The organism is Bradyrhizobium sp. BR14999 (assembly GCF_056106085.1).
The window spans coordinates 766,634-778,785 of sequence record NZ_CM148536.1; the positions used below are offsets into that span (position 1 = coordinate 766,634).

General features: G+C 64.1%; 8 protein-coding genes and 1 pseudogene. 3 read left to right on the forward strand and 6 right to left on the reverse strand.

Annotation, left to right across the window (positions count from 1 at the left end):
- Positions 1-13: 13 nt before the first annotated feature.
- The 4 genes from metA to ACR9YP_RS03620 form a co-directional block, all read right to left on the reverse strand.
- Positions 14-1,015 (reverse strand): homoserine O-succinyltransferase MetA, encoded by a 1,002-nt coding sequence (gene metA / locus ACR9YP_RS03605; protein WP_474219027.1) that lies wholly within the window; start codon positions 1,013-1,015, stop codon positions 14-16.
- A 13-nt stretch (positions 1,016-1,028) separates the two neighbouring features.
- Positions 1,029-2,330 (reverse strand): O-acetylhomoserine aminocarboxypropyltransferase/cysteine synthase family protein, encoded by a 1,302-nt coding sequence (locus tag ACR9YP_RS03610; RefSeq protein ID WP_438103991.1) that lies wholly within the window; start codon positions 2,328-2,330, stop codon positions 1,029-1,031.
- Positions 2,331-2,598: 268 nt separating this feature from the next.
- A complete protein-coding gene (locus tag ACR9YP_RS03615) occupies positions 2,599-4,158 on the reverse strand; it encodes an amidase family protein (protein ID WP_370990118.1) in 1,560 nt (519 codons plus the stop codon).
- 119 nt (positions 4,159-4,277) lie between these two features.
- The gene (locus ACR9YP_RS03620) at positions 4,278-5,459 is read right to left on the reverse strand and encodes an MFS transporter (protein WP_438103989.1); all 1,182 of its coding nucleotides are present in this window, start codon (positions 5,457-5,459) and stop codon (positions 4,278-4,280) included.
- A gap of 98 nt (positions 5,460-5,557) precedes the next feature.
- Here ACR9YP_RS03620 and ACR9YP_RS03625 point away from each other — a divergent pair.
- From ACR9YP_RS03625 to ACR9YP_RS03635, 3 genes and pseudogenes are all read left to right on the forward strand, one after another.
- Positions 5,558-6,510 (forward strand): annotated as a pseudogene (locus tag ACR9YP_RS03625) (LysR family transcriptional regulator).
- A 269-nt stretch (positions 6,511-6,779) separates the two neighbouring features.
- The gene (locus ACR9YP_RS03630) at positions 6,780-7,238 is read left to right on the forward strand and encodes a VOC family protein (protein WP_438103987.1); all 459 of its coding nucleotides are present in this window, start codon (positions 6,780-6,782) and stop codon (positions 7,236-7,238) included.
- A 150-nt stretch (positions 7,239-7,388) separates the two neighbouring features.
- Positions 7,389-7,829: a CBS domain-containing protein gene (locus ACR9YP_RS03635; protein ID WP_091893903.1), complete on the forward strand. Its 441-nt coding sequence runs from the start codon at positions 7,389-7,391 to the stop codon at positions 7,827-7,829.
- 366 nt (positions 7,830-8,195) lie between these two features.
- Here ACR9YP_RS03635 and ACR9YP_RS03640 read toward each other — a convergent pair whose 3' ends face one another.
- Together ACR9YP_RS03640 and ACR9YP_RS03645 are read right to left on the reverse strand one after the other, a co-directional pair.
- Entirely contained in the window at positions 8,196-11,141 is a 2,946-nt protein-coding gene (locus tag ACR9YP_RS03640; RefSeq protein WP_474219028.1) for a transketolase, read from the reverse strand.
- A 63-nt stretch (positions 11,142-11,204) separates the two neighbouring features.
- Complete coding sequence (locus ACR9YP_RS03645; RefSeq protein WP_438103981.1) at positions 11,205-11,990, reverse strand: hypothetical protein; 786 nt, start codon at positions 11,988-11,990, stop codon at positions 11,205-11,207.
- Positions 11,991-12,152 lie beyond the last annotated feature (162 nt).

The following is a 12,152-nucleotide window of genomic DNA, read 5'->3' on the forward strand; positions in this document are numbered from 1 at the left end:
CAATATATTTTGGCTAGCGCGCCGAGACCGGCGCGTCGGCATCCGCGCCGAGATATTGCAGCCAGTTCCGGAACAATGCCGCCGCCGCGCGGCCGGCGGCGATATCGGCGCGCAAATTCAGCGCAGGCAATTCGTTGGTGAGCGCCGGATGGCGCTGGTGCCGCGCCTGCTTCTCGAAGCGAGCAAGCTTCTCTTCCGTCGCTGCGTCAAAATAACTCACGGGCAGGTTCGGATAGTTCTCGCGCTCACGCGCGAGATAGCGGCCGATGTCGCGCAGATATTCGCGCTGGAGCGATAGGGCATCATATTCCGGGTGGCCCTGGAAGAACACGAAGCGGCTGGCATATTGGCGGACGAAGACATCGACGCCAGCCTCCTCCGAACGTGTCAGCACCTGGTATCCGGCCTGAACGAGGTCGCCCTCGGCGATTTCGTTCAGGCGCGAATGCGAGACCTTGAGCGGCGTAGGCGCACCGCGCGTCAGGGGATCATGCGTCACAGTTTCGCAGTCGAAGATGCCGTGACATTTGGCCGGCAGCCGCCGGCGTTCGATACGGTCGAGATGCAGCACCGCCGCATGCGCGGCGAGGCACGACCAGATCGTCGAGCGCGTGTTGACCTTGGCCCAGTCGACGAGGTCGGTCAGGTCGCGCCAGTACGGCTCCTGGTCGAGCTCGGGCGCGACCGGCTCGGCGCCGGTCACGATCAGCCCGTCGAATCTCTGGCGCTTGAGATCCGTAAGATCGGAATATTCGCTCTCGACATGCCATTTGGCTTCCGGCGAGCGCTTCACGGAAGGCAGCGAAAAGCAGTGGAAGCGGATGCGGCGCGGGCCCGCGGCGGCCTGGAGCAGCTTCATGAACTGTCGCTCGGTCGCCTTCAGCGCCGGGTCCGGCATGTTGTTGATCAGCCCGATGGTCAGCTCGGCGCCGCTCCGATCAAGCGCGAGATCACCCCCGGCCGGCACCAGTGCCGGGCTCGACATGAGTTGATCCCTGTCGATCAAGATCGTCATCGACGCCGCCCGCCTACTCCGCGGCCTGGAGACGCGACGACGGACAGGCCTTTTCCAGCGCCTGGTCGATGTCCTCGATGATATCGGCGGAATGCTCGATGCCGATCGACAGGCGGATCGTTTCCGGCAGCACGCCGGCGGTGCGCTGCTGCTCTGCCGACATCTGCCGGTGCGTGGTCGAGGCCGGATGGCAGGCGAGCGACTTGGCATCGCCGATATTGACGAGGCGCGTGATCAGCTTCAGCGCATCGTAGAAGGTCTTGCCGGCTTCCATGCCGCCCTTGATGCCGAAGGTGAACAGCGAGGAGGCATTCCCGTTCAGATATTTCTGCACCAGCGGATAATAGGGGCTGTCCGGGAAGCCCGTGTAATTGACCCAGGCCACGCGCGGATCATTACGCAGGAATTCGGCGACCTTGCGGGCGTTCTCGACGTGACGCTCCATGCGCAGCGCCACGGTCTCGATGCCCTGGAGCAGCAGGAAGGCGTTGAACGGCGAGAGCACCGAGCCCATGGTGCGCTGATAGACGCTGCGCGCGCGCTCGATATAGGCGGTCCTGCCGAAGCGCTCGGCATAGACGAGGCCATGATAGGACGCGTCCGGCTTGTTGTAAGCCGGAAAGCGGTCGGCGTATTTCGCCCACGGGAAGTTTCCGGAATCGACGATGGCGCCGCCGAGCGTGGTGCCGTGGCCGCCCAGGAACTTGGTCAGCGAGTGCACGGCGATGTCGGCGCCGTAGTCGAACGGCTTGAGCAGAATGGGGGTCGCGACCGTGTTGTCGACGATCAGCGGCACGCCATGGGCGTGCGCGATTTTCGCCAGCGCCTCGATGTCGCAGACATTGCCGGCGGGATTGCCGATGGTCTCGGCGAACACGGCGCGGGTATTCTCGTCGATCAGCTTCTCGATCGCATCCAGCTTGTCGCTCTCGGCGAAGCGGCCGGTGATGCCCTGCCGCGGCAGGATGTGCGAGAGCAGCGTGTGCGTGGTGCCGTAGAGCTGCGGCACGGAAACGATGTTGCCGCCGTGATCGGCGACATTGACAAAGGCGAAATGCAGCGCCGCCTGGCCGGTCGCAACCGCGAGCGCGCCGACGCCGCCTTCGAGCTGCGCAATGCGCTTCTCCAACACCGCGCTGGTCGGATTGGCGATGCGGCTGTAACGAAAGCCCTCGGCCTCGAGATTGAAGAGCGCCGCGCCATGATCGGCGCTGTCGAAGGCGTAGGCCGCGGTCTGGTAGATCGGCACGGCGACGGCGTGCGTGGAGGCTTCCGGTTCGTAGCCGGCGTGAATAGCGATCGTCTCGTTGCGCATCGTGCCACCTCCGCGTGGGGCGGGCCGCACTTATTGGCCTCACGGCATGTGCGTTGTCCGCCGTCCTCCTGTTAGAGGCGGGTGGTAAAGCGGACAATAATTCGCCTAGAGATCGAGGAAGTAACCCTAACGCTTGTTGGCGAGGTGGCCAGAATTCGGGTTAAACCGGATTAACGAATTGACGAGGTTTGCTGCGACAGCGGCGTTACTTTTGCCTTCTCCCCCTTTGGGGAGAAGGCAAGTCAACGCGGCGATAGCCAGGCTACACCTAAGCCATCTGCTCCCACAGCCTGTGGGCGAGCACGCCGGCGCGTTTCTCGATCGCGGCCGCGGCATCGAGCGCAAGATCCTCGCGATATCGCCCGGCAATGAGCTGCACGCCGATCGGCTTGCCATCATGGAGGGCCACCGGCACCACCGCGCCGGGCAGGCCCAGCACGTTGATCGCGGAAATGAAGCGGATCTCGCCCCAGAAGATCTCGCGCACGCGCTCGGGACTGACCGTGTCCTCGCGCGGGCCCGGCGTCGGCTTCACCGTGGTCGGCGCCAGCACGACCGGATACTCCTCGAAGAACAATTGCCAGGCGCGGATGTGGCCGTTGCGCGCGGCCGTCGCCTGCATCCAGGCTTTGAGATCGAGCACATTTGCCTTCGTCTTCATGCCGCCCCAGGCCTTGTGAAAATCCTCGGAGGTGACCTTCAGCATGCTGGCTTCCTGCATCACCACGGTCTCGTTGGTGATGATGTCGCACCAGGTCTGCCAGACGCCGTTGATGTCGGGCACCTCGACCTCGCTGACGCGATAGCCGGAACGCTCGAGATGATCCGCGGCTTGGCGCAGCGCCGCGGTGACCTGCGGATCGACGTCCATGTCATCGGGGATCTTTGCCAGCGCGACCTTGATCGGCCCCTTCGGCTTCGGTCCGGCCAGCGGCGCCGGCACCCACCAGGGATCGCGCGGATCGCGTTGGCTCATCACCTCCAGTGCGAGGCGAACGTCGGCGACGTGACGGGCGAGCGGCCCCTGCGCCGACATCAGATGGGCCAGCATCGGCCGCTCGGCGGTGGCGCTTCCGTTAAAAGCGGGGATGCGTCCCTGCGTCGGCTTGATGGTGGCAATGCCATTGCAGTGCGCGGGCCAACGCAACGAGCCGCCGATATCGTTGCCATGGGCGATGGTGCCGATGCCGACGGCGACCGCCGAGCCTGCGCCGCCGGAAGAGCCACCGCAGGTGATGTTCGGATCCCAGGGGTTCAGTGTCAGCCCGTGCAGAGGATTGTCGGTGAAGCCGCGGAAGGAGAATTCCGGCGTATTGGTGAGTCCGATGACGATCGCACCGGCCTTTTTCAAGTTGCGCACCACGGGGGAATCCGACGGCGCGATGAGGTCCTCGTTGGCGGGAACGCCGTTGAAATTTGGCCGGCCTTCGTAGTCGACATTCTCCTTGATGGTTATGGGCACGCCATGCAGGAGGCCGAGCTCGCCGCCCTTCGCGCGCTGCCTGTCGGCTGCATGCGCAGCCTTCAACGCCTCTTCCGAGAGATCGACGACGACGGCGTTCAGCCTCGGATTGATGGCGTGCATCCGTTCGAGATGCGCTTCGACGGTCTCGACGGCGGAGATTGCACCGGAGCGGATGGCAGCCGCAGTCTCGACCGCCGACCATTGCCAGGCCGGCCCCTTGGGACGGCGCGATGAGGCTGGCTTGAGCCGCGTGGCTTTCTTTGCCTTCTTCGCAACGACGCCCTTGCGGCTTGTGCTTTTCTTGCTGGCGGTCTTTGCCGGTTTCTTCGAAGCAGCTTTTTTCCTGGTCGTCGTCTTCGCCACGTCGCATCTCCTGAAATTGCGCCGCAGACGTTACGGATGGCGAAGGGACGTGTACAGGTGCGTTTTCTGCATGGCGCGATGGCGCGGCGCGGCGAATCGTCCACGAACGCGCCGCTGCGCTATTCCGCCGGACAAGCCGCAACGGCGGCTTGCGCGCGGTCCAGCCGGAGGCTCCACAGCGCCAGCACGAGACCGACGGCGGTGATGCCGGCTGCGACCAGAGGGAGCGCCGAAAGGCCGAGCCCGCGATCGATGGTGACACCGCCGGCCCAGGCACCGAGGGCGTTGCCAAGATTGAACGCGGCGATGTTGAGGCTGGAGGCGAGCGTGCGGCCATTGGGGCCAGCCGCTTCCAGCACGCGAAGCTGGAGCGGGGCGACGGTCGCAAAGGCGGCGATGCCCAGCAGCAGGATCAGCACGACCGCCGGGATCTTGACCGACAGTACGGCGGCAAGACCAAGAAGCACCATGGCGAACGCGGCGAGCGTTCCGGTCAGCGCGCCGGCGAGGCCACGGTCGGCGAGCTTGCCGCCGGCGACGTTGCCGATCGCGAGCCCGACGCCGAATACCAGCAGGATCGGCGAGACCGCGGTCTCCGAAAAGCCGGTGAAGCGCGTCAGGATCGGCTGGATATAGGTGAAGACGACGAACAGGCCGGCAAAGCCGAACACGGTCATGGCAAGGCCGAGCAGCACCTGCGGGCGGCCGAGCACCGATATTTCCTCGGCAAGCGAGACCGGCTTGTCGCCGTTCCCGACATGGCCGGGCACGAGCGCGGCGACCACAGCAAAGGCGATCACGCCGATGACCGTCACGGCCCAGAATGCCGCGCGCCAGCCGAGCATCAGGCCGAACCAGGCGCCGAAGGGCACACCCAGCAGTGTCGCGACCGTGAGGCCGATGAACATGGTGGCAATCGCCGAGGCCCGCTTGTCCTCGGCGACGAGGCTCGTCGCCACCACCGACCCCACGCCGAAGAAGGTACCGTGGGCGAGCGATGTCAGCACGCGCGCGGCCATCAGCAGCTCGTAGTTCGGCGCCAGTGCGCAAGCGGCATTGCCCAGTGTGAAGATCGCCATCAGCGCCAGCAGCACGGACTTCCGCGGCATGCGCCGTGTGGCGAGCGTCAGCACCGGCGCGCCGACGAACACGCCGAGCGCATAGCCGGAGATCAGCAGGCCCGCGACCGGCACCGAGACATGCATCTCGGCGGCGACCTGGAGCAACAGGCCCATGATGATGAATTCGGTGGTGCCGATGCCGAAGGCACCAGCGGTGAGCGCAAGGACGGCGGGAGGCATGCGTGGCTCCGATGGATGAGACGAGCCACGCAGATAGCCGCACCGCAGCAAAACCATTAGAATGTCCGCAATCCAATCATTTGTGACGTGAATTCAACATGGCCCGCTTCGACACCAACCGCTCCGCTGAGATGGAGGTTTTCGTCCGCGTCGTCGACTTAGGCGGCTTCACCCAGGCCGCGCAAAAACTGCGCCTGACGCCGTCGGGCGTGAGCAAGTTGATCTCGCGGCTCGAGGCACGGCTCGGCTCGCGCCTGGTCAACCGCACCACGCGCAAGCTGACCCTGACCGAAGAAGGCCAGGCGTTCTACCAGCGGGCCGTGCGGATCCTCGCAGAGATGGAGGAAGCCGAACGCGAGGCGGCCTCCGGTGCGGCCCCGCGCGGTCGCCTCACGGTAAACAGCAACATTCCGTTCGGCATGCTGCATGTGATGCCGCTGATCCCGCGCTTCCTGGAAGCGCATCCCGACGTCACGCTCGATCTCGTGCTCACGGACACGCTGATCGACCTGATGCAGGAACGCGCCGACGTCGCGATCCGTGTCGGTCCATTGCGTGCGTCGCGTCTCGTCGCACGGAAACTCGGCACCAGCCGCATGGTCGTGGTCGGCGCGCCGGACTATCTCGCACGCTGCGGCACGCCGAAGACGCCGGCCGATCTCGCCGATCACCGCGGCATCGGCTGGACCTTTCCGCGCAGTACCGCGGCTGGCCATTCAAGCGCGGCGACCACACCGAGGAAGCGGTGCCGCCGCCCGTCGCGCGCGCCAGCGACGGCGAAGCCGCGCGCCGCCTTGCGCTCGGCGGCGTCGGGCTCGCGCGCCTCGCCCTCTTCCACATCGGCCCCGACATCGAATCGGGCCGCCTCGCGCCGGTGCTGCAAAGCTACAATCCCGGCGACCGCGAAGACATCCACGCCGTCTATGTCGGCCACACCGCGCCGCTTCCGGCGCGCGTCCGCGCGTTCATCGATTTCCTCGCCGAGCACGTGCGGGTGAACGATCCCGTGCTGAAAAGGGCGGGGGACGGGAGATGGAGATTGGTGGGATGAGGCCCGATGGCTAACAGAATGTCAGTCAGCCGGGCGCCGCCATCGCAAGGAATCCATCTCTTCCCTGACTAAAATGCAGCCGTGTCAGCGCTGTTCCCAAGGCAACGTAATGAGGAGCAACGCGCTGTGGCATGGATTCGGCCGAACGTTGTGATCACTCGAGATCCGCATCGGACCTTGTGGAGTTCGTGGCTGGGCCCTCGTACCCGATTGCGGCCTGGGCTGAGTCTACCCACCTGATCGATAGGTAGGCAAAAGAGGAGAATCCAATGACTGAGTTCGCAAGGCCGCGCGCCATTGGCTTCAACCACATAGCTTTGGAAGTCGGAGAGATCGAAGAAGCACTGGCATTCTACGGCCGTCTGTTCAGCTTCGAGCTACGTGGCAAGACCGACACCATGGCCTTCATCGATCTGGGCGACCAGTTCATAGCGCTGCAGAAAGGCCGCCGGCAAGCAGCGGACGACGGCCGCCATTTCGGGCTCGTGGTCGACGACAAGGAAGCGGCGCGCAAGGCACTGGATGCCGCCGGTGTCGCCGTGATCGATGGACCCTTCCTCGATTTTCGCGATCCGTGGGGCAACCGCGTTGAGATCGTGGGTTATGACAACGTCCAGTTCACCAAGGCTCCGAACGTGCTGCGCGGGATGTGCCTGACACACCTCGGCAAGAACGAGCATGCGAAGAAGGAACTCGCCGAGAAGGGCATGGCGGTGGGGCCAGGCTGAAACAGGCCGTGACGCTCTCGTCTCTGCACGGATCAGAACCAGTATCGTTTTTGGAACGCGCGATCGTCGCCTCCGTTGTGTTGACATATCAATCGAAGAAGCCCCCGCATCATCGAAATCTGTCGGGGCAGACTGGCATAGGAGTTGATCATGAAGAAGATCAGCGATGTGATGACGCGCGACGCGAAAGTCGTAAATCCTAACGACACGATACAGAATGCAGCAAAGCTGATGAAAGAGTGCGATTGTGGCGTATTGCCCGTGGGTGAAGGTGACCGCCTCGTGGGCATGATCACAGACCGCGACATTGCGGTGCGCTGCATCGCGGACGGCAAAGGGCCGAACAGCAAGGTCCGTGACGCGATGACCCAAGAGGTGAAATACTGCTTCGAAGACGAGGACATATCTCACGTCTGTACGAACATGAGTGAGATCCAGGTACGACGATTGCCCGTGGTAGACCGGAACAAGCGCCTGGTCGGGATCGTGTCGCTTAGCGATTTGGTGCGCCAGTCGGCAGGGACTGCCAAGGCGCTGCATGGAATCGCGCGGCCGAGCCAGCAGCACAACCAGAGTTCCGCCACCGCCTGAGCCTCTCACCGATGGTAGGCACCTGATTTTAGAGTATCCGCGCATCGCCGGAAACGGCGGCCAGATAGGCCGTTGAAGTAACGGACGCTTGGCCGTCGCCCACTCCCTCTTTTCGCTCCAGCACCGACCTGGAGCGGGGCGTGATTCAAGGGGCAGGTTCAGCACGGTGCTCCGGGAACTTCTTATTTGGATGCCGGGGAACTGAGCTGCATTAACACAGGCCGCGGACGAAAATTTCCGGGAACGACTGCGCCGTGTGGCAGTTATCCAGTCAGAGCAAGTAACTTTTGAAAGGTGGAATCCTTTAAAAAGTGAAAGCTCGAGCCCCGTCATTCCAATCATTGGATGGCGGGGTCTATTTTTGTTTCAGGCAGCCAACTGCAGGACCTTCTCTTCAATCGACCGGCGCGAGATGCCGTACCTGTCGAGCAATTCGTCTTTCGTGCCGGAGCGCGGCAGTCGCGCAACCCCCAGCCGATGCACCGGCGCCGTCGAGCCGACCGCGGTCGACACGGCATCGCCCAGCCCGCCATCGATCGCGTGGTCCTCGACGACAATCAGCCCCCCGGTATCGCGAGCGGCTGCCGATAGCGTGACGACATCGATAGGCTTCACCGAGTAGGCATCAATCACACGGATCGAAATCCCACGTGCATCGAGCATGTCGGAAGCGGCCAACGCCTCATGCACCGTAATACCAGCCGCAACGACAGTGAGCCGATCTTGCAGCGACGAGCGCAGCACCTTGCTGCCGCCGATCGGAAACTCCTCCGCATTGGAGTAGATCACCGGCGTCTTGGGCCGTGTCGTCCGGATGTAGACGATGCCATTGGTACGCGCCGCCATCGCGGTCAGCTGCTCGGCGCTCACCGCATCTGCCGGATACAAGACCGTACTTTCGATCAGGGCGCGGAACATGGCGAGATCCTCAAGGCCCATCTGTGACGGGCCGTCCTCGCCGATCGACACGCCGCAATGGCTGCCGCACAGGACGAGATGGGCGGGCCGCGAATACTGCGCCATGCGGATGAAATCATAAGCACGCGTGAGGAAGCAGGCGAACGTCGCTGCACATGGGATCTTGCCCGCCGCCGCGAGTCCGAGGGCGACGCCGACCATGTTCTGCTCGGCGATGAAACTCTCGAAGAACCGTTCCGGGTATCGGGCCGCGAACGGCTCTGTTCCGGTGGAGTTCTTCACGTCGCCGTCAAGCGCTACCAGCGCGGGCTCCTCGCCAGCGAGCTTCTCCAGCGCGTGCCCGAACGCCTCGCGGGTGGCGACCTTATCGCCCAGCCGATAGGCGGGAGGGGCGTGTGTCGCGGCCACGCGCTGCGGGCGCGCCATCTGGCCGACGCGACGTGGCTCGACGACGGGCGGCGCCTGCGTCTCATCGCCCAGTTCGTCGAGTGCCTGCGCCATCTGCTTGCGGTCGAGCGGTTTGCCGTGCCATCCGTCCGCTCCTTCCAGGAACGAGACCCCTTTGCCCTTGATGGTACGCGCGAGGATGGCGGTCGGGCCACCGTCATGCGCGGTCCGAAATGCCGCAAGGATCGCTGTCATATCGTGACCATCGATCTCGATGGTGCGCCAGCCGAAGCTCGCGAACCGACGCGCGAACACCGCGGTATCGTGGTGATAGGGCGCCGCCTCGCTCTGGCCGAGACCATTGATGTCAACGATCGCAGTCACGTTCGCAAGACCATTGAGCGAAGCAAACTGCGCGGCCTCCCACACGGAGCCTTCCGAGCATTCGCCGTCGCCAAGCAGGCAGAACACGCGGGCATCGATGCGGTCCAGGCGGTTCGCCGCTGCGAGCCCATTGGCCGCCGCAAGCCCCTGTCCGAGCGATCCGGTCGCGACCCTGACCCATGGATTGAGCGGAGTCGGATGGCCTTCCAGCGTGCTATCGATCCGCCGCAGTGACAGCGGATCCTCGCTGATGGCGCCGGCTTCGTGCAAGGCCGCCCACAGGATTGGCGCCGCATGGCCCTTCGACAGAACGAACGTATCGACATTGCGCGCGGCCGCATCGAGCGGATCCCAGCGCATCTCGCGGAAGAACAGCGCTGCCACGATATCGGCGCACGACATGCAAGAGGTGGGATGACCCGAGCCCGCTTCCGTCGTCATGCGGATCACCAGTCGCCGCAGCCGGCGGGCCTCTGCGCGCAGATCGTCCGCATCACGGAAGGCCACAGCGCGCTCACCCTTGGTGGCGAACAGCTTGAGCAGCGAGTCGAACGGATCGATGAACTTCTGGACCGCGTCGTTCTCGAGCTGGGCCGTGACCAGATCGAACGACACCCCAAGCCGGCCCAGATCTTCCATGACGCGCCGCGCGCGCTGCACATCGTGCGTGACCGTGGCCTGCACAGTGCCGTGCTCGCGGAACCCCGCGATGGTCTTGCGCGTCATCGTGTTGATGGTCATTGGACCGATCAACGGCTCGACATACATGAGATCCGGATAGTCCGGGTTCTTGGTGCTGGTGCTCGCCCATAGCATCCGCTGTACCCGCGCGCCTTTCTCGGCGAGCGCCATCCAGCGGTTACTCGCCCGGATATGGCTAAATGCCTGATAGGCGAGCTTGGCGTTCGCGATCGCGACCTTGCCCAGAAGGCTGCGTGGATCAGGATCGGGAGGCAGGCGGTCGGGCACGATGCGCTGCCGCAGCAGTCGATCGACGAGCACATCGATGCGACTGAGGAAAAAACTTGCGACCGAAGCGATGCGTTCGATCGGCTGGCCTGCGTCCAGCCGCCGTTCAAGCGCTCGCAGGTAGGCCTCGGCCACCGCCTCGTAGCGCGCGATCGAGAACAGCAGCGTGATGTTGACGTTGATGCCTTCGAACAGCAGCTGTTCGACGGCCGGAACCCCTGCCGGAGTGCCGGGAATCTTGATGAACAGGTTGGGCCGGTCGACCAGTGTCCACAGCCTCCGCGCCTCCTCGATCGAGGCCTCTGTATCGTGCGCGAGGTGGGGCGATACTTCGAGGCTTACGAAGCCGTCGACGCCCGCGGTCTCCTCATACACCGGGCGCAGGATATCACAGGCGTTGCGTACGTCGCTGGTAATGAGTTCTTCGTAGATGCCGGCTGGGGATCGGCCCGCCGCGGCTGCGCGAACGATGTCATCGTCGTAATCCGCGCCTTCCGCGACCGCCTTCTCGAAGATGGCCGGATTCGACGTGATACCACGCAAGCCTTCCTCGCCAACCCGCCGTGCCAGATCGCCGCTATTGATCATTCGCCGGGTGAGATCATCCATCCAGCAGCTCTGGCCTTGCGCCAAGAGTTCGATCGTCCGGTTCATATGCGGTCTCCTTGGTTCAAGTGCCTGGAAAGCCGACCATGCACTGCCTTTCACGCACTGCCTTTATTGCCATTCGCCCTTGATCAGCGGACCGATGGGATGCTCGCGCGGCGACATCTTGAGCTGGCGGAAAATGTCGGCATTGCGGGCCGTCTCGTGTTCGGTCTCGATATCGACCCCATAGGCGCGCTCGGGATCGACGCGCGCGCCGATCAGGATGAATTCGGCGCCTTCATAGTCGAGCAGATGCGGGTCTTCCGATGCGAAGCGCCGGCCGCGGAATTGCCGCTCGACCGGTTTGGGGTAATGCGCCTCTTCCCGCTCTGACAGTCCCGCGCCGGGCGGAGACCCGGCCTCGGGGTTCTTGATAGACAGAATGTACGCCGCCTGGCGCTCGATATTCAGCTCCTCCTGGACTTCGCCGGGCCGCCGTGGCAGTTCGAGTTCATAGCTCAAATGGAGATTGCGACCGCGCTTGATTAGCGCATAGACGCCTTCGCCGGCGGGCCGGACCGGCGGCAGCGTGCGTTCACCGCGCGTCCTGGTCGCATAATGATGCTCACGGAATTCGTTCTCGACGGCGGGACCGGACTTGATCGCTTCGATGAACCCCCAGATGCGTTCATGATCACGCGCCTCGGGCAGCCGCTTGCGCCCGAGCACCGCCACACGAAGCCGGGCCTGTCGTTCCGGCTTCATCACCATGTAGAAGCGCTGGATGTCGCCGAGGTCTTCGACCTTATCTTCCTCGATCCGGGGTCGGTAGGCAAAATAGATGTCGCCTTTTTCGACGATCTCCTCCGAAACCTCCGCCTCCGGGTCGCCGCGCCTCCGTCGCACAGAAACCATGTCGCAGCCTATCGTGCTCAACCCTTCTGCCCTGCACCCTGCTCAACGGAATGCAAACGCACGTGTTCCTAGGTTCGGGCCGGGACGCGATGCGGCCGTGTAGTTCCTCGCAACGGGGCCCGAGGAGGCTGCGGAAGCTTTAGGAACGACCAAGGCTTGGGC

Coding starts and splice junctions, on each gene's coding strand:
- ACR9YP_RS03635 (WP_091893903.1), top strand. CDS start 7,389: ATGAAGAAGATCAGCGATGTGATGACGCGCGACGCGAAAGTCGTAAAT.
- ACR9YP_RS03630 (WP_438103987.1), top strand. CDS start 6,780: ATGACTGAGTTCGCAAGGCCGCGCGCCATTGGCTTCAACCACATAGCT.
- metA (WP_474219027.1), bottom strand. CDS start 1,015: ATGACGATCTTGATCGACAGGGATCAACTCATGTCGAGCCCGGCACTG.
- ACR9YP_RS03645 (WP_438103981.1), bottom strand. CDS start 11,990: ATGGTTTCTGTGCGACGGAGGCGCGGCGACCCGGAGGCGGAGGTTTCG.
- ACR9YP_RS03640 (WP_474219028.1), bottom strand. CDS start 11,141: ATGAACCGGACGATCGAACTCTTGGCGCAAGGCCAGAGCTGCTGGATG.
- ACR9YP_RS03610 (WP_438103991.1), bottom strand. CDS start 2,330: ATGCGCAACGAGACGATCGCTATTCACGCCGGCTACGAACCGGAAGCC.
- ACR9YP_RS03620 (WP_438103989.1), bottom strand. CDS start 5,459: ATGCCTCCCGCCGTCCTTGCGCTCACCGCTGGTGCCTTCGGCATCGGC.